The 21883-nt window shown below is 68.5% G+C and carries 16 protein-coding genes; 7 read left to right on the top strand and 9 right to left on the bottom strand.

The annotated features are described in order from the left end of the window. Positions 1–230: 230 nt before the first annotated feature. The 3 genes from ACFC0O_RS23240 to ACFC0O_RS23230 all read left to right on the top strand — a co-directional run bounded on the left by ACFC0O_RS23240 (position 231) and on the right by ACFC0O_RS23230 (position 4598). Positions 231–971 carry a hypothetical protein gene (locus tag ACFC0O_RS23240; protein WP_375961119.1) on the top strand — a complete coding sequence of 247 codons (741 nt, stop codon included), beginning with the start codon at positions 231–233 and terminating at the stop codon, positions 969–971. Continuing rightward, a complete protein-coding gene (locus tag ACFC0O_RS23235; protein ID WP_375961117.1) occupies positions 944–2548 on the top strand; it encodes a hypothetical protein in 1605 nt (534 codons plus the stop codon). Before ACFC0O_RS23240 ends, ACFC0O_RS23235 begins: the two co-directional genes overlap by 28 nt. Positions 2549–2771: 223 nt before the next feature. Further along, positions 2772–4598 carry a phosphoenolpyruvate carboxykinase (GTP) gene (locus ACFC0O_RS23230; RefSeq protein WP_375961115.1) on the top strand — a complete coding sequence of 609 codons (1827 nt, stop codon included), beginning with the start codon at positions 2772–2774 and terminating at the stop codon, positions 4596–4598. A 77-nt stretch (positions 4599–4675) separates the two neighbouring features. On the opposite strand, the gene ACFC0O_RS23225 is transcribed toward ACFC0O_RS23230, so the two are convergent. After that, positions 4676–6115: an aldehyde dehydrogenase gene (locus ACFC0O_RS23225; RefSeq protein ID WP_375961113.1), complete on the bottom strand. Its 1440-nt coding sequence runs from the start codon at positions 6113–6115 to the stop codon at positions 4676–4678. A gap of 285 nt (positions 6116–6400) precedes the next feature. On the opposite strand from ACFC0O_RS23225, the gene ACFC0O_RS23220 reads away from it, so the two are divergent. After that, a complete protein-coding gene (locus tag ACFC0O_RS23220; protein WP_375961111.1) occupies positions 6401–6604 on the top strand; it encodes a hypothetical protein in 204 nt (67 codons plus the stop codon). Positions 6605–6762: 158 nt separating this feature from the next. Further along, positions 6763–7062: a hypothetical protein gene (locus tag ACFC0O_RS23215; RefSeq protein ID WP_375961109.1), complete on the top strand. Its 300-nt coding sequence runs from the start codon at positions 6763–6765 to the stop codon at positions 7060–7062. Here ACFC0O_RS23215 and ACFC0O_RS23210 read toward each other — a convergent pair. Beyond that, positions 7024–7881 carry a methyltransferase domain-containing protein gene (locus ACFC0O_RS23210; RefSeq protein ID WP_375961107.1) on the bottom strand — a complete coding sequence of 286 codons (858 nt, stop codon included), beginning with the start codon at positions 7879–7881 and terminating at the stop codon, positions 7024–7026. The genes ACFC0O_RS23215 and ACFC0O_RS23210 overlap by 39 nt on opposite strands. Positions 7882–8141: 260 nt before the next feature. Between ACFC0O_RS23210 and ACFC0O_RS23205 the strand changes: the two genes are divergently transcribed. Next, positions 8142–9314, top strand: coding sequence for a glycosyltransferase family 4 protein (locus ACFC0O_RS23205; RefSeq protein ID WP_375961105.1), 1173 nt, complete (start codon positions 8142–8144; stop codon positions 9312–9314). A gap of 33 nt (positions 9315–9347) precedes the next feature. Here the strand turns inward: ACFC0O_RS23205 and ACFC0O_RS23200 are convergent, their stop codons facing one another. From ACFC0O_RS23200 to ACFC0O_RS23190, 3 genes are all read right to left on the bottom strand, one after another. Further along, the gene (locus ACFC0O_RS23200) at positions 9348–11129 is read right to left on the bottom strand and encodes a hypothetical protein (RefSeq protein WP_375961103.1); all 1782 of its coding nucleotides are present in this window, start codon (positions 11127–11129) and stop codon (positions 9348–9350) included. Between the two features lie 9 nt (positions 11130–11138). Beyond that, positions 11139–12440, bottom strand: a complete 1302-nt coding sequence (locus ACFC0O_RS23195) for a polysaccharide biosynthesis protein (protein WP_375963754.1) — start codon at positions 12438–12440, stop codon at positions 11139–11141. A 196-nt stretch (positions 12441–12636) separates the two neighbouring features. Then, a complete protein-coding gene (locus tag ACFC0O_RS23190) occupies positions 12637–13815 on the bottom strand; it encodes a DUF3068 domain-containing protein (protein WP_375961101.1) in 1179 nt (392 codons plus the stop codon). A 201-nt stretch (positions 13816–14016) separates the two neighbouring features. Between ACFC0O_RS23190 and ACFC0O_RS23185 the strand changes: the two genes are divergently transcribed. Then, entirely contained in the window at positions 14017–15189 is a 1173-nt protein-coding gene (locus tag ACFC0O_RS23185; RefSeq protein WP_375963751.1) for an acyltransferase family protein, read from the top strand. Positions 15190–15205: 16 nt separating this feature from the next. On the opposite strand, the gene ACFC0O_RS23180 is transcribed toward ACFC0O_RS23185, so the two are convergent. The 4 genes from ACFC0O_RS23180 to ACFC0O_RS23165 form a co-directional block, all read right to left on the bottom strand. After that, the gene (locus tag ACFC0O_RS23180; protein WP_375963748.1) at positions 15206–19591 is read right to left on the bottom strand and encodes an alpha-(1->3)-arabinofuranosyltransferase; all 4386 of its coding nucleotides are present in this window, start codon (positions 19589–19591) and stop codon (positions 15206–15208) included. Positions 19592–19625: 34 nt separating this feature from the next. Next, complete coding sequence (locus ACFC0O_RS23175) at positions 19626–19796, bottom strand: DUF2613 domain-containing protein (RefSeq protein WP_364636404.1); 171 nt, start codon at positions 19794–19796, stop codon at positions 19626–19628. A gap of 159 nt (positions 19797–19955) precedes the next feature. Continuing rightward, positions 19956–21047 (bottom strand): isochorismate synthase MenF, encoded by a 1092-nt coding sequence (locus tag ACFC0O_RS23170; RefSeq protein WP_375961099.1) that lies wholly within the window; start codon positions 21045–21047, stop codon positions 19956–19958. A gap of 174 nt (positions 21048–21221) precedes the next feature. Continuing rightward, positions 21222–21707, bottom strand: coding sequence for a universal stress protein (locus ACFC0O_RS23165; RefSeq protein WP_375961097.1), 486 nt, complete (start codon positions 21705–21707; stop codon positions 21222–21224). Between the last annotated feature and the right edge of the window lie 176 nt (positions 21708–21883).

Below are 21883 nucleotides of genomic sequence, written 5' to 3'. Positions count from 1 at the left end.
GTGAAGAGCAGTTGCACCGAATTATGCTGTCGCACAGATAAACCCGCACTTCACGAGGATTTCTCACCGCACAGGTCGGACCGCGCGGTCTCACTCGAGCGCATCGCGACACGCGCTCGTGCCGGTCCGATCCCGCGATGTCGTGCCGCCCGCACCGGGCAGTTCCGGCAGACCGGGCGGGTTGTGGCGAATGCGGTTCGGTCCGCTCGCGCCACGACTAGGCTCGCCCGGTGCCGACCGGGCGATCACCGCGTATCCAGGTCAGCGGTCGCGCCCGCGCGGGTAAGTCCACGCTGCGAAACGCGCTGTCCCTCACCACCGCCGAGGAAACCGCGCCGGTGGACGATCCCGGACATCCGGACCCGGTCCTGGACGGCGATCTCATCCTCTATGTCCTGCCCGGCACCCTCGGTGCCGCTGACCGCCGTGTGCTCGAAACCCTGCGCCCGGACCGCACCCTGGTGGTTCTCAACAAGGCCGATGCCATCGGTTCCCGGTGGTCCGACGCAGCTCAGGCTGCTGCCCGGCACAGCGAAACCCTTGGTATCCACACCCTTCCCGCCGTTGCCTCCCTGGCTGTGCACACCCGTGCGGGCATGTTCACCGAGGCGGATCTGCGCACCCTGCGCCGCCATCGCGACAGCGCGGATCCGGCCTTCACGCTCACCGCGGACCTCTTCGCGGACCCGGCCGTCGCCGAGGATGTACCGGCTCGCAGGGAATTGCTGGAGCGCTGGGATCTGCACGGTGTCGCCTGCGCCCTCGCCGCGCTGCGGCACGCCCCCGATCTGGCCCCGCAACCGCTACTGCAAATCCTGCACTCCGCCAGTGGAATAGACCTCATCTATCGGGCACTCCATCACCTTTATGAACGGGCGGCGGCGGAATCGCGGGCGCGGTCGCCGAATTCCCCACCCGGTCCGCCCCTCGCAACGAATAACGAGTGTTGGATCGTGAACCCGAACCCCTGAACGGAATGGCCCCGCTCCCTTTCGCACTGGATCTGCCGCCGGTCGAGAGAACGCTGCCACCACCCGAACCGCTATCCGCAGCTCGGGTGTCCGAGGTGCGGCCGACGGGTCTTTCCGCGCTGGCGGAAGCGATTGTGACGCGCTGGAATCCGCACGGGATGGCATTGCTACTGGCAATGCGAAGTTGTGCACAGGTCTCCCACGCAGCGGTGGCGCTGATTGTGGATGACGATGTGCATATCCCGCTGCTGCGGGCCGAATTGGCCGGTCACACACCGCGTGTGGAGTTGCTGACGGCCGATGTGGAGAGTCACGAACCGCGCCGACCGGCGGCCGTGGCCTGCGTGGTGCTCGACGCGGGAGCGCTGATCGGGCGGGAGATGCTGGGGACGGTGCGACGGTTGCGCGGTGCGGGCACTCGGATCGTGTTCGCACTGGCCGGATTCCATGCGCACCCCGAATGGCGGGAGGTGCGGGAACGGGCCATCGAGTTGCTGTCGGAGGGCGAGCCGGTCGAGATCGTCCCGATTTCGGCGCGCATGGCGGTGGTGGCGCGCATGAACGGGGATGCGGGACTGGGGGATCGGTCCGGTATCGGGGAATTGCACGCCCGGCTGGTGGCGGCCGTCGGCGCCGGGGCCGTGCGGGATCAGGCCGGGATCGTGCGCGAACGGGTGGTCGCGGAGACGCGCACGCGGATCGAAGGCGAGCTGGCGAAATTGCGCACGGGCGGTGATGTGGCGGCGCTGCGGGCGGAGCGGGCGACATTGCTGGCGGTGAACGACGGCGGTCGCGGAACGGCCATGGCGATGATCCGGAATCGGCTGCATTTGGCGCGGGTGGATCTGCTGCACGAGGCGGGCGTCCGGATTCGCGGGTTGAACGCCGCGGCCCGCGCCGAGATCGAGCGGTTGCCGCGCGGGGCGCACGCCGGTTATCCACAGCGGTTGCAGGATTCGGTGGAAAAGATCACACGGGATATCGACCGCGATACGCACGGCCGCCTCGCCGAATTGGATCGGCTGCTCGCCGAGGCGGTGCGCGCACCGGATTCGGTGCCGCCCGATCTGCCCGCCGGGAGCGCCCTCGGGTGGCGGGATCGGCGGCCCCGGGTGGGTCCGGATCCTGAACCCAGGTGCCGGGGTGTCGAAGATCATCTGATGATCGCGTTAGGGGGCTCGGCAGGGTTCGGCGCGGGGCGGCTCGCGGTGGTTCCGCTGGCGTGGTGGGAGGCGGCCGAATACGCAATCGTTCCGGTCGGTTTGGTGCTCGGCGTGGCCGCCGCGGGCTGGGTGGTGCGGGCTCGCCGGCAACTCGCTGAGCGCGCTCATTTACGGCAGTGGGTGGCAGACGCGCTGGTCAACGTGAAGGCGCAATTGGAGCAGCGGGTTGCCACGGCACTGGTGGAGGCGGAGGAACGACTCACCGAACGGGTGCTGTGGACCAGTACCGCGCGCATGGTCGAAACAGACCGCAGGGTAGGGGAATTGGAGGCGCACTTGCGGCAGGCGGCGCAACGGCGACCCGCATTGTTGACGGCATGTGAACGTGACCTGAGCGCACTCGATTTCGCATAATCGCTGGTCGGAGGTTTCGACCCGGTACCGACTGGACAACCCGATTCCATACGCCGGGATATATGGCGTTAACCTCTATGGCAGGAACCTGGGCGTCCGCTTGGTCCTTGTACGCCGTCCAGCCGGGACGAGCTACCTGCAAGGCGAGGGTGGGTGCCTTGCCGCAATGGTGGCACTCGGTGTCGCGAGCACCCCGGGCCACCCATCTCAGGAGAGTTGTTTCATGACCTCAGCGACCATTCCTGGTCTTCACGATGGCACCGCGCCCACCGAGCACAAGGAACTGCTTGCCTGGGTACAGGAGGTCGCAGAACTCACCCAGCCGGAGCGCGTGGTCTGGGTCGACGGCTCCGAGGAAGAGGCGGTGCGGCTCTCCGAGCAGCTCGTCGCGGCCGGCACGTTCAAGAAGCTGAACGAGGCCAAGAAGCCGAACTCCTACCTCGCCCTCTCCGATCCCTCCGACGTCGCGCGCGTCGAATCTCGCACCTACATCTGTTCGCGCAATGAATCCGACGCCGGCCCGACCAACAACTGGGTCGACCCGTCCGAGATGCGCGCCACCATGACCGAGCTGTACCGCGGTTCCATGAAGGGCCGCACCATGTACGTGGTGCCCTTCTGCATGGGCCCGCTCGGCGCGGAAGACCCCAAGCTCGGCGTCGAGCTCACCGACTCCGAATACGTCGTGGTCTCGATGCGCGTGATGACCCGCGCCGGTTCCGCCGCGCTGGAGAAGCTCGGCACCGACCGCCCGTACGTGAAGGCGCTGCACTCGCTCGGCGCGCCGCTGGCCGAGGGCCAGGCCGATGTGCCGTGGCCGTGCAATGACACCAAGTACATCACCCACTTCCCCGAGGATCGCGAGATCTGGTCCTACGGTTCGGGTTACGGCGGCAACGCGCTGCTGGGCAAGAAGTGCTACTCGCTGCGCATCGCCTCCGCGATGGCGCACGACGAGGGCTGGCTGGCCGAGCACATGCTCATCCTCAAGCTGATCTCGCCGGAGAACAAGAACTACTACGTGGCCGCCGCGTTCCCGTCGGCCTGCGGTAAGACCAACCTCGCCATGATCCAGCCGACCGTCCCGGGCTGGCGCGCCGAAACTCTCGGCGACGACATCGCCTGGATGCGCTTCGGCAAGGACGGGCAGCTTTACGCGGTCAATCCGGAGTTCGGTTTCTTCGGTGTCGCGCCCGGCACCAACCACTCCTCCAACCCCAACGCGATGGCCACCATCGACGCGGGCAACACGGTCTACACCAACGTGGCGCTCACCGATGACGGCGATGTGTGGTGGGAGGGCCTGGAGGGCCAGCCCGATCACCTGATCGACTGGAAGGGCAACGACTGGTACGAGCGCGAGTCCGAAACCCTCGCCGCGCACCCGAATTCGCGCTACTGCACCCCGATGTCGCAGTGCCCCACCCTGGCTCCCGAATGGGACGATCCGCAGGGCGTGCCGATCTCGGCCATCCTGTTCGGCGGTCGCCGCAAGACCACCGTCCCGCTGGTGACCGAATCCTTCGACTGGCAGCACGGCGTGTTCATGGGCGCGACGCTGTCCTCGGAGCAGACCGCCGCCGCCGAGGGCAAGGTCGGCACCGTGCGCCGCGACCCGATGGCCATGATCCCGTTCCTGGGCTACCACGTGGGCGACTACCTGGGCCACTGGGTGAACCTGGGCAAGAACGCGGACGCGAACAAGCTGCCGAAGATCTTCTACGTCAACTGGTTCCGTCGTGGCGATGACGGCCGCTTCCTGTGGCCCGGATTCGGTGAGAACTCCCGCGTGCTGGAGTGGATCATCGGCCGCATCGAAGGCACCGCCGAGGCCACCGCCACCCCGATCGGCAATGTGCCGGTCGCGGCCAACCTCGATCTCGAGGGCCTGGACGTGGTCGCCGCCGACGTCGACGAGGCGCTGAAGGTCAACCCGGAGGAGTGGAAGCGCGAGATTCCGCTCATCGAGGAGTGGTTCGAATTCATCGGCGACAAGCTGCCTTCCGGCGTGCGCGACGAGTTCGAAGCTCTCAAGGAGCGCCTGGGCTGATTCGCCCCGCAAACTGAATACGAAAGGCCGCCCGCACTCCTCGGAGCGCGGGCGGCCTTTTCGGTGGGGCGTGCGGTCTAGCCCGTGTAGCCCGCGGGCATGAGGACGGACTTGAGTTCGCAGTAGGCGTCCAGGCCCTCGGGGCCGTTCTCGCGGCCGATTCCGGAGGTCTTGTAGCCGCCGAAGGGGGCGCTGGCGTCGAAGGCGTACCAGTTGATGGCGTAGGTGCCGGTGCGGATCTGGCTCGCGACCTCCGCGCCGTGCTCGATATCGGTGGTGTAGACCGAACCGGCGAGGCCGTAGTCCGAGTCGTTGGCGATGGCGATGGCCTCCTGTTCGGTGTCGTACGGCAGCACCGACAGCACCGGGCCGAAGATCTCCTCGCGGGCGATGGTCATGGAGTTCGCGACGTCCGCGAAGACGGTCGGCTCCACGTACCAGCCGGGCAGATCGGACGGGCGGCCGCCGCCCTGGATCAGGCGCGCGCCCTCATCCTTGCCCTTGGCGATATAGCCTTCGACGCGTTCGCGCTGCGTCTGCGAGATCAGCGGTCCGAGTTGGGCATTCGGGTCGTCGGGCAGGCCGAGTGGGAACAGGCGCACGGATTCGGTGAGGGCGTCGACGATTTCGTCATAGCGCGAGCGCGGGGCCAGGATGCGGGTCTGGGCCACGCAGGCCTGGCCGCTGTTCATCAATCCGGAGAAGGCGAGTTTGGGCATATCGGCGATATCCATGTCCGGCAGCAGGATTGCCGCGGATTTGCCACCCAGTTCGAGCGAGCAGCGCTTGAGCTGGCTGCCCGCGATCGAGGCGATCTTGCGGCCGACGGCGGTGCTGCCGGTGAAGGTCACCTTGTCCACATCCGGATGCGAGATCAGGTATTCGGAGACCTCGGGTCCGGCGGGCAATACGGACAGCACGCCCTCGGGCAGCCCGGCCTCGGCGAACAGGTCGGCGAGCAGGTTCGCCGAGAGCGGTGTCAGCGGTGCGGGCTTGAGCACCACCGAACAGCCCGCCAGCAGTGCGGGGGCGAGCTTGTTCACGGCCAGGAAGATCGGCACGTTCCAGGCGATGACCGCGGCGACCACGCCGACAGCCTCGCGCGAGACCCGGGTGGTGCCGAACAGGCCGGTGCGGGATTCGGTCCAGGGGAAGGACTTTCCGAGCCCGGCGTAGAAGTCGAGGGTGCCGCGGGCGGGGATGTAGTTGAGCGTGGTGGCGGTCATGGTCGGCGCGCCCATCTCGGCGGACAGCGCCGCGGCGAACTCGCCCGACTTCTGGTCGAGCAGTGCGACGGCGCGGGCCAGCAGTGCGGCGCGCTCCTCGGGCGGGGTGGTGCGCCAGGGTCCGTGATCGAAGGAACGGCGGGCGGCGGCTACCGCGGCGTCGACGTCGGCGCGGGTGGGGTCGGGCACGCTGCCGACGGTTTCGAGGGTGGCGGGGGAGACGACCTGAACGGTTTCCGAACCCGCGGGCGCGGTCCAGCTGCCGCCGATGAACAGACTCTGGTAATCCATGAGAACACGTTACAGTTTTGGCCCGAGGGCTGTCTGTAGTGAAGACCGGACAAGTGTCCCGGTCAGTGGGATGAAATCGAAAGCGCGCGAAGTCCATTCTTCCGGGGCGGTTCGCAATTCGATTCGCCCACCGGTGCCCTATGCTCTCCCGTGGCTCCTCCGCATGACCGATCCGGTCTGTTGCTATAAATTAGCTATTGGTACTTCGGTTGCCGCGCCCCCTTTTCGAATTTCCAGCCCTTCGGCCGGCTACTCGTTCGATTACGCGAAAGGTAGGCGAATCGTATGACCCAGGTGCATTCCGACGCTTTCGTTCTCCCCGAGTTGACCGAGATCCCTCCGCTGTCGGCCAGCACTCCGATGCAGCGGGCCGCGAGTCAGTTGCAGAAGGTGTTACCGCCGGGCTGGCAGGTGGAAGTCGTGGAAAGTTCGCAGGGGGCCGCGCGGGTGGGCCAGCCGGTACTGCGATTGGTGATGGGCGATCTCTGAGCTATCGCGTAGCACTCGCCATCATCGAATTCCAACCTGTCGGTTCGCTTTTCGTGAAACGCACTATTGCATTCGGAAGGCGTAGCGAGCATGCTTTATAGCTATCGTGGATAGCTCGCTCATAACGTGAACCGTTATCGCACAGGGGAGTCCGGGTCATGGCGGTGCAAGTGGTCGATCGGTCGCTCATGACAAGCGATCTCACGCCTCATCAGGCGAAAAGCGTTGGCGTGGGCGGTTGGGTGGTGTCATTCCTGCCCGGCCGCACCCTCACCACCGAACAGGCCACGGCCGCACTGCAAGCCGCCGAGGCGGTAGCTGCGGTGAACGCGCTCGCCGGACAGGTCGGGCTCACGGCAATGGAGACGGTCGGGCTCGCAACCCAGGAGTCACCCTGGGGCGAACCCGAATGCGTTGGGCTACGGCGCTTTTGGCGGCGCGGTCGACTCGAGCGCTGAATCCGCTTCGGCGGCAGGCGTTCTCGTGGCCGCGCGCTTGGTGGCGACCACGACCAGATTGCTGGTCAGCAGTTCGCGCACGATCGGCACCCGCACCACCCACCACGCCCAGCGCGGGTGGTACCGGGGGAAAACGGCCAAAATCTCGATATCGCCGGGTGCGGTATTCGCCCAGCGCACGCCGTCCCGCGCACTCACGGCGAACAATGACCTGCCGAAACGATTCTTCGGTTCGCGGCCCTGTATGCGGCGATATCTGCGCGCGGCGTACTCACCGCCCAGGTAGTGCCACGGGCCGGTCTCATGCCCGCCGAACGGCCCGAACCACACCGTGTACGAAAACACCATCAGCCCACCGGGTTTGGTGACGCGCAGCATTTCCCGCGCCATCACCCAGGGGCGCGGCACATGTTCGGCCACATTCGAGGACACGCACACCTCGACCGCGTCATCGCGGAACGGCAGCGCCATGCCCGAACCGCGCACCGCGCCCGCCACCCGCAGGCCCGCCGCGTGCATTTCCGAAGGATCCGGTTCGACCGGCAGGTAGCGCGCACCCGCACGGGTGAACTCGTCCGCGAAATAGCCGGGACCGCCGCCCACATCGAGCACGACCGTCCCGCTCAGGGAGCGGCCCGTCAGATCCCGGTAGAAATCGGCCACCATATCGGCCGTATCGGTCGCGATCCCGCCGTAGAACAGGCCCGGATCCGTCTGCTCGAACCGGAAGCTGCCCAGCAGCCGTAGCGAGCGTCGCAGGGTCGCCCGACGCGCGAATCTCGGACGTCTCCCGGCACGGTTCTGCTCGGCTCGAAGCATGGCGAGCAGTCTCGCACAATTACGGCCATCACCCCTTCCCACCCACAACCTCGCACCCCGACACGCCTTCTTCGCAAGGAAAATGGCCGCGATGCGATGCCGAATCCGGCCCTTACCCGGCCGGGGAGGTAATACGGCGACCCTCCGGGGCGATTGAGCAGTTGGTGGTCGGCTGACCACTGTTGGCTCGGGGAGGCGGGCCGGGCTATAGGGTGGAGCCCATTGTTCGCCGTCCCCATCGATGACCCTGGAGATCGTCCGTGCGTGAAGTGCTGCTGCTGTGCTGGCGCGACACCGGGCATCCGCAGGGCGGTGGAAGTGAGCGCTACCTGGAACAGGTGGGCGCTCAGCTCGCCGCCCGCGGTGTGAAGGTCACGTTGCGGACCGCCCGGTACCCGGGGGCCGCGCGCCGCGAGCACCTCGATGGGATCGAGATCAGCCGCGGTGGCGGGCGGTACACGGTGTATCCGCGGGCGCTGGCCGCCATCGCGCTCGGCCGGTTCGGCCTGGGGCCGCTGGCCGGGCTGCGGCCCGACGCGGTGATCGACACCCAGAACGGGATCCCCTTCTTCGCACGGACGGCCGCGGCGGCCCCGACGGTGGTGCTGGTGCATCACGGGCATCGCGAACAGTGGCCGGTGGCGGGACGACTGATCGGGCGCATCGGCTGGTGGATCGAATCCCAGCTGTCACCGCGCGTGCATCGCGGTAACCAGTACCTGACGGTGTCACTGCCCTCGGCCGAGGAATTGACCGCGCTCGGTGTCGAGGCGGCGCGAATCGCGGTGGTGCGCAATGGCGCCGAACCCATTCCGGAGCAGGCGCCGACCGGTGATCACAGCACCCGCACCGCGCATCCGAGCATCGTGGTGCTGTCCCGGCTGGTGCCGCACAAGCAGATCGAGGACGCCATGGCGGTCGTCGCGGGACTGCGCGGGCGCGTTCCCGGCCTGCACCTGGACGTCATCGGCGGCGGCTGGTGGGACGCCAACCTGCGCGCGCACGCCGATGAACTCGGCATCGCCGACGCCGTCACCTTCCACGGCCACGTGGACGAGGACCGCAAACACGATCTGCTCGCCCGCGCCTGGGTGCACGTGCTGCCCTCCCGTAAGGAGGGCTGGGGCCTGGCGGTCATCGAAGCCGCCCAGCACGGCGTCCCGACCGTCGGCTACCGCAGCTCCCGCGGCCTCACCGACTCCATCGTCGACGGCGTGACGGGCGTCCTCGTCGACGACGTCACCCAATTGACCGAAGCCGTGGGCGATCTCCTCGCCGACCCCGAATCCCGTACCGTCCTGGGCGAAAAGGCTCGCGCCCGAGCTCGCGAATTCTCCTGGGAGCAAACCGGAAACGGCGTCTTCGACGTCCTGTCGGCCGTGGCCCGCGGTGAACGCGTCTCCGGACTCGTTGCGGGAGCGACGGTTTCCTGAGGCCCCGGCACTACGTCGGTATCGGTGGCACGATCACGCGGCTGAGCGCGTCGCGGATCGACGTCGGGTCCGCGACTGCGACAGGAAGCGAACGAGCGCGGAAATGATTCCGCCGCAGAGCAATACGCCCCACACCAGGTGAGCGGCACCGGATACCCGCCGCGCCGCGGCCGAGGCATCATGCGGGGTGATCTCGCCCGGCACCCGATACAGCTGTAGGTCGCGATCGCTGTACACCGAATTGAGCTGGCCCAGCGTTATTTTCGATTCGCCGACCGGTCCCGGCGTACCACCCTCCACCAGCACCCATCCCACACCGAGCCGCGCCAGTTCCGCCGCCGAGCCACCCCGCAACAGCAGCCGCTCGACCTGCCCGGCCCGCATCCCTTCACCGGATACGGTCGCCCCCTGCACCGGAAGCTCCCCGGTCTGCAATACATCCCGAGGCAGCATTCGAGGCGCGGGATCCAGCACCGGCGCACCTCCGGACCACCGGAACTTCCGGAACATCCCCCCGGGCAGCACCGCCACATCCCCCGGCCCCTCGACCTTCGAGGCAACCCGCTGCCACCCAGCCGGATACGTCACCGGCCGCAACTCCCCACCGACGCCCCAAGCCATATCCGGCAGTGAAATCAGCACCAGTACAACGAATACCGCCGCCACCGCCCCGATCGGACCGTGTCCCCGGCGCACCTCGCCGCGCCGCGCGATCCACTCCGCCACCGCTCGGCAGCCGCCCGCCGCGCACAGCACGAACGCGGGCATGGTCAGTGCCGCGAATTTCTGTGTATCCCTCAGCAATCCGGCTCCCGGCACATGCGCCACCAGGAACTCTCCGATCGAGAGGCCCCACCCGGTAGCTCCGAGCGCCGGAATCACGATCGCCGCCAGCGCCAGTCCCGCCAGTACCTGCCGGGTACCCGGGGCCGTGGCACCGGGGCGGAGGGTGGAACGAATTCCGGTGGCGACCAAGGCCAGCAGTATCGCGGTGCCGATCAGGGCGAAAAATGTTGTGCGGGAGCCGGGGACGGCGGTGCTGTTCCAGATGCCGCCCAATCCTGCGAGGCTGCCCAGGGTTCCGAGCAGTGGTTCGGCTCGCGCGGCGAAGGCGGCTACGCCCGCCGGATCCGAGGGTTCCGCGCCCGAGCCCGCGAGTACGGTGGCGGCCAGCCAAGGGGCCGAGGATGTGATCCAGAGAGCAACCGTCGCAAGCAGATTCCGGCGGCCGACCAGGAGGAAGGCCATGATTCCCGCCAGCAGGGAACCGGTGGGCGTCAGGCCCGCCACCGCCAGCCAGCCGCCGAGCGCCGCCCATACCGGCCAGGTTCGAGCGAAAGGTGCCGGGATGGTGCGTAAACGGGTGGCATGCAGGGCTATCCAGGGGAGGGCGGCGTAGCCGGTGAGCAGGCTCCAATGGCCTTGCAGCAGGCGTTCGGCAACGTAGGGGTTCCAGATGGCGAGGGTGGCGGCCACCAGTTGGGGACCGGTGGAGACGTGCAGGAGATAGCGGGTGAGGGTGGCCGCGCCCCAGCCCGCCAGCCAGAGTGCGGTCAGCAGAATCGCCTTCACGATCAGGCCGCCGTCGAGCAGGGGGGAGAGGGTGGCGATGAGGGCGTCCTGCGGGACGGCGCGGGGTGCGGCGTCGCCGAGGCCGAGGGCGGAATCGGTCAGGTAGGAGCGGGGGGTGCTGACCGCGTCGCGGAGCAGGAGATAACCCGGGCCCAGCAGGGGACCGAGGACGAGCAGGGACAGCGCCAGGCTGTACCCCGCGGGCACGAACCTGCTCCAGCTACCGCGAACCCGACTGTTCACACCGGCACCCTATGCGCCGCTCGGGCCGAAATCGGGGACGCCGAAATCGCTTTCGCCGGGGACGCCCGGGCCGCTGTCGCCAGGTGCGGTCGAATCGCGTTTGCCGGGGGTGGCCGGGTCGCTTTCGTCGGGAGCGGCGGAATCGCGTGCGGCAGGGACGCGGGAGGTTGTTTCACGAGCGGTGCGCAGCGCCAGCACGGTGATCACGAGTGTGGTGAGGGCGGAGGTCGTGGTGGCGATGGTGATCAGGGTGGATACCGAATGTGCCCACCCGAGCATCGCGCCGACGCCGATGGCGAGGCCGAGCCAGGTGATCGCGGCCGGTGCCGTGCGATCGGCGGCGATCGCGGAGAGCAGTGCGCCCTGCAGCACCGCGAGCAGTGCGCCGTTGAGCGCGAACACCCACAGCAGTCCCTGCACCGGCGCGTAATCCTGTCCCGCCAGCAGCGGCGCGAGCGGCGCGGCGACGGCCGCGGCGGCCACCGCGAGCGCCCCGATCCCGGTCAGCACGGCCAGCGCCGACCGCACCGCGCGCGCGGAATGCTGCGGCTGCGCCATGCGCGGATACAGCACCACCCCCACCGCCTGCGGCAGCCAGAACGCGATCTTCGCCGCGATGGCCCCCAGCGCGTACCGCCCGGCATCGTTCTCGTCCAGCACGATTCGCGACACGATCAAATCCGCCGACGACAGTGCCATCAGCGCCGCCTGCACCTGCACCGCCCGGAACACCGGCAGCACCCCGGCCCCGCCCGTGTACTCGCGCTGGGGTGCGGTGCGCTCGTCGGCGCGGTCGATGCCGTCGACCGTGCGACGGGCACCGAGTGCCGCGAGGGCGATGCCGATGGCGGCTGCCCAGAGGGCTGCGGTGGTGCCGCCGCCGCTGCCGAGCACCACGACGGCGGGGGTGACGCGCAGGATTCCGGCGCCGCCGAGGACGATCGCGAGCTCGCGGAAGCGGCTGCGGCCCTGCAGGATTCCCTGCTCCCCGGAGAGCAGTACCAGAACGGGTGCGGCGCACAGTGCGGCGGCCGCGGCGACCAGGCTCACCGACAGCACCGCGCTGACCACGGGTACGAGCGGAATCGCCACGGCGGCCACCAGTGCGGCGCAGCGCAGGGACAGCCCGCGGGCGGCGGGGGTTCCCGCGCCGCGCACGACTTCTCGGGCCACCACATTCTGTAATGCCAGCGCGGGTACCGCGCACAGCAGCTGTACCGCGAGCAGGCTGGCGAACGGACTGTAGCCCGCGACGCCCAGCCATCGACTGGCCAGCAGTTGCAGCAGGTATCCCGCCACATTGGCGGTCATCGCGCCCGCCGTCACCAACGTCAGATCCGCCACCACGGGTAGACGACGTACAACGGACACGTCCGCAATGCTCCCACCCGCCCGCACGACCTTCGCGCCGCACCCCCGGAGTTGTCCGGGCCGGGCAATGCGCGGGTGAAACGAGAGCGGCCCCGCACCTTCGAAAGGTGCGGGGCCGCTTCGGGACCGGGCTTGGTCAGGGCCGTTTGTCCATGTCGATCTGCTGGGTCTTGCTGATGTCGATCTGCTGCGTCGGCGCGTCCGCGAACGGGTCGGGGCGCGGGCCGCCCGCCGGAGCGGGAGCCGGGGTGACGCGGCGGACCGGGGTGCCGCCATTGCCGTTGCCGCCGCCGAGCACGCCGAACACGATGCCGGCGATCAGCGCGATGGCGCCGATGATGCCGAAGGCGATCGGGACGGTGCGGCCGAAGAGCGACAGCTTGTCGATGTTCTCCTTGGCGACCGAGATCTGCGATTCGACGGTGTTCTCATCGAAGATCAGGCTCGCGTTGAGGACGGTGACCTCGGGCTTGTCGGCGCTGCGCGCGTAGAACTGCTGTACGTGCTCGCCACCCTTGATGACCGTTCCGGTCTTGGGCTCGACCCACACGTCGCGGGTGTTGGTGTACCAGCGGGTCATGGTGACCGGCGTTTCGCCGCCCTCGACGCCCCACTTCTCGGCCGGCAGCGCCAGCTTGTTGGTGGGGGAGTTGACCACGGTGGAGAGATCGGTGACGGGGACGGTCTGCTGGAAGTGGTAGACCTTCATGTCGTTGATCTCGGTCTCTTCGACGAAGTTGATGTCGAAGGTCTTGCGCACGTTCAGGTCGAAGTAGGGGTAGGCCTTCTTCTCGGTGCCGATGGGGAAGCGGTACTGCAGACCGGTGTGCTGCACCGGATCCATGACCGCGTCGCCCTTCTTGTCGACGGTCGCGCCGACCGCGCCATTGGGGCCGCCGTCGACGGAATCGACGGGCATGCCGTCCTTGCGGTCGATGGTGACCCGGTCGAGGGTGGCGGTGAGCAGGCCGGTATCGCCCTGCTTATCGGTGCGCCGCAGGGTCTGACCGGCCTGGATGGTCATCTCCGAGGCGTTCGCCGGATCTTCGACGGTGAGGAACCGCTGTGAGAACAGCGGTACGTTGGTGTCCACCTTCGCCGAACCGGTCGGCGAGGTGAGCGACTTGGAGTCCAGCACTTCGCTGGGAGCCCCTTGGACATTGGTCGCGACGGTCGTGATCTCCAGGTCAAGCGGGGTTTTCGCGAGACGGCTCACCGTGTAGGTGGGGATCATGATCGCGGCGACGAGCAGCAAAGCACCCAGCCCCACGAGCAGGCAGGCCACGGTCCTTCGGGTACCGGCACTCAGTGCCATGCAGGTTCTCCTCGTCGTCGAACAGGTCGTTCCGATCAGTGCCGTGGTCGCCGCACAGCACTCGTGAGCCCCGACACTAACAGTCGATCGGCTCACATCGTCCTGCCGAGGCAGGAAAACATCACGAAACGCCCGTAAGTCAAACACAGGGTGCTCACACGCGTGAGTAACAAGGCAAACTGATCCTCGATGACCGCCACGCTGCACCCGCCCTCCGAACCGACCGAACCGGTCCGTCCGGACACGCCGGACGCGGAACTCGATCGCCGGTCGATCCGCCGTCCCGGAGTCTTCGTCCCGGCCCTGGAGGGCATGCGGGCCATGGCCGCGCTGGGAGTCGTCGTCACGCACGTCGCCTTCCAGACCGGGGCCACCACGTACCCGATCATCGGCCGCGTGCTGGAACGCTTCGATATGGCCGTCGCCATCTTCTTCGCGCTCTCCGGCTTCCTGCTCTGGCGTCCGCATGCCGCCGCCGCGCGCGGACTGGGAGCCGCGCCCTCGACGGGCCGCTATCTGCTGCATCGCGCGGCCCGCATCCTGCCCGCCTACTGGGTGGTGGTGTGCGCGGTATTGATCCTGCTCCCGGGCGCGGCGCACACCGCCGGACTCCGCGTATGGGTCTCGAATCTCGCGCTGACACAGGTCTTCGTGCCGTACACGCTCACCGACGGACTCACCCAGATGTGGAGTCTGTCCGTGGAAGTGGCCTTCTATCTTGTCCTTCCGCTGCTCGCGCTGGCGCTGATGTGGTTGCGCGGGCCGCGCGCGAATCGGCGGGTGCCCGTCCTACTGGCGATCGCGGTGCTGTTCCTGAGCTGGAATCTGCTGCCCGTCCCGACGCCCGAGGCGATTCACTCCGACAACTGGCTGCCCGCCTATCTGCCGTGGTTCGCCATGGGGATGCTGCTGGCCGAACTCTCCGATCGGGACGTACCGCGATGGCGGCGCATCGCGGGTGACCGGCGGCTCATGTGGCCGCTGGCGCTGGCCGCGATGCTGCTGTCGGCGACACCGTTCGCCGGTCCGGCCGGGCTCACGCACGCGCAGCCGTGGCAGTACGTATTGAAGATATTGTTCGGCGCGATCATCGGATTCAGCCTGCTCGCACCGCTGGTGTTGCGCCCGGAGGTGCGGTACCGGTGGCTGGAGAGCCGCACCGCCGCCACCCTCGGCCGCTGGTCGTACGGCATCTTCATCTGGCATCTGGCGGTGCTGTCGATCATTTTCCCGGTGTTCGGCATCGTCCCGTTCCGGGGACATTTCGTGCAGGTCTATCTGCTGACCGTCGCCTTCACCCTGCCGCTGGCCGCCGCGAGTTTCGCACTGGTCGAGGAGCCGGTGCGGAAGTGGACGCGCCGCCGTTTCGGCTGATCGGAGGGCGCGGCCGTCAGTCGCGCCGGGGCGGCAACGCCGAAAGGCCAAGGGCCACAATCGCCACCAGCGCGGGCAGTTGCACCCACAGTGAGCCGCCCATATAACCCTCGGGCGAACGCCAGGGCCCGGTGGAGAGCGCGGCCGCCGAGATCGCGGTTCCCGTACCGGCGATGGCGATCAGCCACATGGACCAGTGCGGCGGCCGCAGGCGCGCGGCGATCAGTCCGATCGCGGTGAGTACCAGCCCGGTCGGACCGGCGATCAAGCCCGCCGCGGCGGCCAGTCCGGCCGCGCCCAGGGTGCGGCTGCGCCAGGTGCGCGGTGCGGGTCCGTCATCGCGGACCGGTGCGCGTGCGCTCCGGAAGGCGAGTACCGCGAGCGGAAGCAACAGCAGCAGACCGCCGAAGATGGCGTACCGATACCAGCGATCGGCCGGGAATTCGATGGTGATCGGGCCCTTCGTGCCGGGTGGCAGTAGCCAGGCCTGCTGCCAGCCGTCGATCACGACGGGTTTCAATTCGTGGCCGTCGGAGGTCACGGCCCGCCAGCCCACATTGGTGCTCAGCGGGAGCACCAGCACCCGGGTGCCGGACGGTGCGCGCGCATCGGCGGCGTTCGGGTTCAGCGCCGGGAACTCGGTGCGGTCCAGACGCAGTTCGTCGACGCTGAAGAGTCCGGTCGGCGCGACGGTGACATCGATGCCGCCGGGCAGGAAGTCGAATGTCGTTGCGCTGCTGTCTGATCCTTCGATCGCCTGACCAGCGGATGCGCTGTCAGCCGGGTTACCGGATCCCGGGGTCTCATCGCTCCCGCAGACCTTCGCGGGCAGCGGTGCGCCGGAACGCAATTCGGCCGCGGTGCCGGTGACGGTCGTGTGCAGGGTGCGCCCCGCTGCGGCGAGGGTGGGGCCGTCGGCGCAATCGATGGTGATGAGGCGATCGGGCGCGGCGGGGGCCGGATAGTCGGGTCCGAGGACCGACACCTCGGCCAGGCCCGGCGGTTGCTCCTGGGCGAAACCCAGTGCGGTGCGGTCGAGTACGGCATCCCAGGTCTGAATGCTCAACTCGATGCGATCGGTGACGTAGGGGTGCACTTCGATGCGGGTGGGGACACCGGCGGCCGGGTCCACCTCGCGCACCTGCGGGCCGTCACCGAGATTCACCGAGACCGAGGTGGGGTGCGCGGGCAGATCGCCTCGGGACGGTGTCAGTTCCAGTCCGGTGACCAGCGTCGGTTCCGGAAGATCAAGCGTGAGCGTGGGTTTCGCGCCGGTGGGATTGTGGACCGTGGTCTCCGGTGCGGTCCAGCTGGTGCGCGGGTCGCCGTCGGTGGCGGCGAGCGCGGAGCCGCGCGGATCGGCCACATCGGCCTGCCCCCGGGCGACGGGCCGGGCGCGGTCGGCGAGCAGATTCTCCAGGGCGGGTCCGGGGCGGGCGCGCACCAGCAGCTGCGGTGTCACGGTGACCGGCTCCGGGACCTGCAGGGTGCGTTCGAAGAGCCCGGGTTCCTCGGCGGTGAGCGCCATGGATTTACTGCAGCGCACCCGATCGGGGGATTCGAAACACGCACCGCGGCCGGGGAATTCCTGGCCGAGTCGCCAGCCTCGCACCTGTGCGCCCGCCGGGGTGGGTGGCAGTACCGCGCGATGCCGGATATCGACGGTCACCGGGTTCTCGCGGTCGGCGTAGTCGTCCAGGCTCAGTTCGCTGACCCCGAATTGCCCACCGAGACTGCCGTTTTCGGTGCTGATGGCGGTGATCTTGATCCAGTCGGTCTTGCCGGGCGGCAGTGCGATCGACACCGGCTTGCCCGGCTCGGTGATGCGCGCGGACACGGTGCCCTTGGAGGTCTTGGCCTCCACCCATTTCACCGGACTGCCGATGACCGCGCCGCTGGTGGTCAGATGCAGCACCGCCGAGGTGACGGGCTTGTCGAGATCCAGTCGAATCCATTGCCCCAGCGCGTATTCCACGCCGTTGCTGATCCACGCCGTGGACGGATCGCCGTCCACCAGCGCGGCGGTGGAACTGCCGGGCGCGGCCCCGCCCAGCTGGGTGGCGTCGGCGGCCGAGCTGGAGACGGTGATCCGCGCGCCGGACCATTCGCCCTCGACCAATTGCGCACCGGGCACGGGATAGTCCGGCACCAGATTGTGCGTCCGCCGTGCGTCATCCTTACCGCGCAGCGCCGAACCGTGGTTGTCGACCCGCCCGAAGTCGGATTCGCGATCCATGGGGGTGTCGGTGATCGTGACGCCGTCCACCGGCAGTCCCGCCTGCGCGGCGTCCGCCGCGAGCAAGGCCGGGCCGGTGGGTGTCGCGGGATCGCGGCGCAGGCGTTCCAGCGCTTCCGGACCGCCCTGGACGACGGGCACGCCGTCCAGCGGCAGTGTGTAAGCGCCCGGGAACGAACCGGGCGCACCGGTGCCGCTGCGCAAATCGGCTGCCGTGCGCGCGGTTTCACGCGATCCGAGGTCGGTGCCGGGGTTTTCGGCACGGTCGTTCGGTGCGGCGGTGGCATCGGGCTGTCGTACCCGGTAGATCTCGATCGCCGGATACGAGGGCCGCAGATCCGCGTCCGCGACCAGTCCCGCCAGCTTCCCGGATTCGATGGGGTCGCCGAATTGCGCGACCTTGCTCAGTCCGGGCGAGCCCTCGATGGCCTGGTGCGCGAGCATCGGCCGGGTCGAGCGTGAGGTCTCCGGGTCGAGGTCGTTGCGCAGCACCAGGATTCCGATGCCCTGGTCCAGCAGCGTCGCCGCCATTCCGGCCGAGGGCCGCCCATCGGCGATGAGCCGCTGCACCGAATCCATGGCGCGGATCGCGCCGGGCGGATTCAACGGCACCGAATCACGTACCGCCCAGGGCGTACTCGCCAAAGCCTGAATGGGTTCATCGCGGGTCAGTCCCCAGGTCTGACTGCCGAACGGCGCGCCGGGCACGATCAGCGCGCGGGTGTCGGAAGCGTTGTGCGCCAGCCAATCCGCCGTCTGATGCCAGTAGTCGGGCACCCTGTCGTAGTCGCCGCGCGGTGCGAGTTTGCCCGTCCACGCCAGTGAGGTGGACAGCGTCAGCGCCGTCAGGATCAGCGCGCCGACCGCCACCATCTTGTCGCGTTCGGGATGTGCGAAGGCCCTGCGCCACACCGGCATCGGCACCGATGCGGGTAGCGGCACCCGGCTCAGCAGGTGGGCGAGCCCGAGTACCAGCGGCAATCGGATGAGCGGTTCCAGCTTGTGCACATTCCGCAGCGGTGCGCCCCCGGAGTCCAGGAAGGTGCGCACCTGCTCCGCGAACGGCCCGCCCAATTCGCCCGCGTATCCGGCGCAGATCCCGACCAGTCCGACGCACAGGATCAGCACCAGCCGCCCGCGCCCGGGCATGGATCGCATGGCCAATCCGGCGATGCCCGCCGCCGCCAGCATGCCGGTGGCCAGTACGGCCGCGGGCTGCGTGACCAGCACGGCCCCCGCGATGCGCTCCGGTGAGACGAACGGCGTCCAACTATCGGTGCCGCGCAACACTTCCCCGAGCGAGGCCCACTGCGTGGTCACCCCGGACGATTCGATGAAATCCAGGAACGGCGGACTCACCTTGCCCAGCAACAGCAGTGGCACCGCCCACCAGAACGTGGCCAGCACCAGCATCGGAATCCACGCCCGGGTGAACCGCCACCAGGCCCGATTCGGCCGATACGACATCCACCAGAGCGCCGCGGGCAGGAACGCGGCCGCCGTGGCCACCGCGTTGACCGACCCCATGAGCGCCAACGCCACAGCGCTTCCGGCCGGTGTGGCGGCCCCGCGCCACCTGCTCGGATTATCGAGAGCGGTCTCGGTATTCGCGCCCGGGGTGCTGTCGTCTCCCTCGGAGTTTTCGGCGGTACGCCGTAGCGCCACACCCAGTGCGGCGGGAGCCAGCAGTACCCAGGGCGCGAGCATCATCGGCAGCGTCTCGGAGGAGATCGAGCCGAGCGTCGTCAGCACGCGGGGGGAGAGGGCGAAGGCGACGGCCGCGATGATTCGTGAACCGCGACTGCCGATGCCGAGGGTTTCGCAGAGCCGGATGATGCCCCAGAATCCGGCGAGCAGCAGTAGCGCCCACCAGATGCGCTGTACGGCCCAGGCGGGCAGGCCGAGGATGTGCCCGAGTGAAAAGAACGCGCCGTGCGGGAAGAAGTAGCCGTACGCCTGGTTCTGCACCTGCCCCATCGGGGCCTGGCTGCTCCACAGGTGGCTGGCGCGCGCGAGGAAGCCCAGCGGGTTCTGCGCGAGATCGTATTTGGTGTCCGCGACGGTGCGGCCGGGCGCCTGCGCGAAGGTCAGCAGGAAGGCGGCGAGGACGCTGCCGAGCAGCCAGCGGCGGCCCAGCGGTGTGGTGTTCGGCGACCGGTCTCCGATTGGACCGGTCGCGGCGGGATCGGAGGTCAGCCGGTCAGCGTGCGCCGTACTCAACGTGGTTGAGCAGCGACGAGGAGGCGTCGCCGCTCCGGTCGATTTCCGGGCGCTTGTCCTGTGAGGCCGCCATCGTGATGCCCAGCACCACCGCCAGCCCGATCAGGGCCCCACCGGCAGCGCTCGCTACACCAGGAACGGCAAACTTCATCGCGGACTCCCATACATCGACGCATGCGTAACTCGAGCCAACCTAGCAGGTTGAGCGCTGGGAAGCGGATAGGTCCGTACCGCCCAGCCCGCTCGGCGTCCGCATCCGGGCATTCTGCACAGTTGAACAGCCCGTTGACCGGGCGGATGCACCGCCGCGCTATTCGGGGACCGCGCAGTGCAGGCTGCCGAGGAAGGTGCGGAGTTTGGCGGTGGTTTCCAGCAGTTCGGTGTGCGGGTCCGAGGCCGCGACGATGCCGCCGCCGCCGAAGGCCCGCAGTGAGCGGCCGTCGGCGGAGAGTTCGGCGCAGCGGATGGCGACCACCCATTCGCCGTCGCCGCTGGAATCGCACCAGCCGACCGCGCCGCTGTAGAAGCCGCGGTCGCCTTCGAGATCGCAGATGGCGTCGAGGGCGAGCGGGGTCGGCGTGCCGCAGATCGCGGGGGTCGGGTGCAGCAGTACCGCCAGGTCGAGGGCGGTGACCGACGGATCGTCGAGTTCGGCGGTGATGGGGGTGGCCAGATGCCAAACCTCGGGCGTATTCAGCAGTTCCGGGCCGTCGGGGATGTTCAGCGTGCCGCAGACGGGCGCGAGTTGGTCGCGAATCCATTCCACGACGTACGCGTGCTCTTCGAGATTCTTGCTGCTGGACAACAGTTCTCGCGCCTGTGCCGCATCGGCGTCCGGATCGGCCAGCCGGGGCAGCGTGCCCGCGAGCGGCCGCAGGGTTACCGTGCGCCCTTGGCGTGCGACCAGCACCTCGGGTGTCGCGCCGAGCAGGGTTTCGCCGGGCCGTCCGGCCGGGGTGAGGTCGACGGCGTACACATTGGCGCGCGGATGCCGGGTGACCAGGTGTGCGGCCACCACCTCCGGTTCCAGCGGTGCGTCGGCTTCGGCGAGCAGTGAGCGCGCCGCCACCACCTTGCGCAGCGGCTGTTCCGGATCGGAGAGTTGTTCGACCAGTTTGGTCACGCGCGCCACATGTTCTGCGGCGCTGGGCATTTCGGATACCACGCGCACGGCGGGCAATTCCGGCAGCGCGGCGGGCCGCCATGGCCCGGCGGTGTGCAGCGCTTCTTCGGGTGCGCACAGTGCGGCCGGTCGGCGCGGATCGAACGCCAGCGCACCGGTGATCAGCTCGGCGTCTCCGGCGCGCAGCGCGGCCGCCGCGTCGGCCGCCGCATCGAAGCTGATGCGGGCGCCTCTGGTGCGTACCACGCCATTGGGTGACGCCAGCAGAAATCCGTCCATGGTCTTCCGACCATAGTCCGCTCGTGCGCGGCTGAATCCCCGGAGCGACGGAAGTCTCTGTCGCGCCGATCACACCGCTCCGGCGCAGGTCCCCAGTGTCATTGCGGCCCTGAAGGACTCATCTCGCAGGCCCGCGCGGCGGGTGCGGCGGGGAGTGTCACGCGTGCCGATCGCTCAGGATTTCGGGGCGGGTTCGCGGCCGGGCGGGACCATGAGCACCGGCCGGTGACAGTGTTTGAGCACCGCGTCCGCGACGCTGGAATGCATGAGCGCCCGAATGCCGGTCGCGCCGCGGGTGCCCGCGACGATGATGTCCACATCCAGATCGTCGGCCACCTCGACGATGGCGTTCCAGATGGTGGTGGTGCATTCGACGGTGCTCGCCTCGGCATTGAGCCCGGCGAGTTTGGCCAGTCGCACGCCCTCGGAGTTGATGGTCCTGGCGTCGACGTACGCCACGTCCTCGATCTCGTCGTCGGGCATCCATTCCGGTTGCATCACCCCGGAGAGTCCGGACAGTCGCGCGGCCTGGCGGGCCATCGGCTCCCAGGCGGTGAGGACCACGGCTCTGTTCGCGGACAGGAACCGCCCGGCGTATTCGACGGCGCGGCGCGCATTCTCGGACCCGTCGTACGCGATGAGCATCAAATCGCACGGCATGACGAACCTCCTGATGGGAACGCATGTCTCCGTATCGAGGTTACCCCGGAAAGGTTGCCGGAAGCCGACTTGACGACTTCCGTCTGTCGCGGGTTGTCCACAGTTTGCGAACGATTCACCCAAATCAGTGGTGGGATACGCGACTCCGGTTTTCACTGACAGGAGTCGGTTTTCTC

The organism is Nocardia sp. NPDC056100, assembly GCF_042266325.1.
GTDB lineage: Bacteria > Actinomycetota > Actinomycetes > Mycobacteriales > Mycobacteriaceae > Nocardia.
Note: the sequence above shows the minus strand (reverse complement) of the source record. Positions and strands in the feature narration are given on the sequence as shown.

Coding starts and splice junctions, on each gene's coding strand:
- ACFC0O_RS23170 (WP_375961099.1), bottom strand. CDS start 21,047: ATGGACGGATTTCTGCTGGCGTCACCCAATGGCGTGGTACGCACCAGA.
- ACFC0O_RS23225 (WP_375961113.1), bottom strand. CDS start 6,115: ATGGATTACCAGAGTCTGTTCATCGGCGGCAGCTGGACCGCGCCCGCG.
- ACFC0O_RS23190 (WP_375961101.1), bottom strand. CDS start 13,815: ATGGCACTGAGTGCCGGTACCCGAAGGACCGTGGCCTGCCTGCTCGTG.
- ACFC0O_RS23230 (WP_375961115.1), top strand. CDS start 2,772: ATGACCTCAGCGACCATTCCTGGTCTTCACGATGGCACCGCGCCCACC.
- ACFC0O_RS23175 (WP_364636404.1), bottom strand. CDS start 19,796: ATGAAGTTTGCCGTTCCTGGTGTAGCGAGCGCTGCCGGTGGGGCCCTG.
- ACFC0O_RS23165 (WP_375961097.1), bottom strand. CDS start 21,707: ATGCCGTGCGATTTGATGCTCATCGCGTACGACGGGTCCGAGAATGCG.
- ACFC0O_RS23210 (WP_375961107.1), bottom strand. CDS start 7,881: ATGCTTCGAGCCGAGCAGAACCGTGCCGGGAGACGTCCGAGATTCGCG.
- ACFC0O_RS23195 (WP_375963754.1), bottom strand. CDS start 12,440: ATGACCGCCAATGTGGCGGGATACCTGCTGCAACTGCTGGCCAGTCGA.
- ACFC0O_RS23215 (WP_375961109.1), top strand. CDS start 6,763: ATGGCGGTGCAAGTGGTCGATCGGTCGCTCATGACAAGCGATCTCACG.
- ACFC0O_RS23220 (WP_375961111.1), top strand. CDS start 6,401: ATGACCCAGGTGCATTCCGACGCTTTCGTTCTCCCCGAGTTGACCGAG.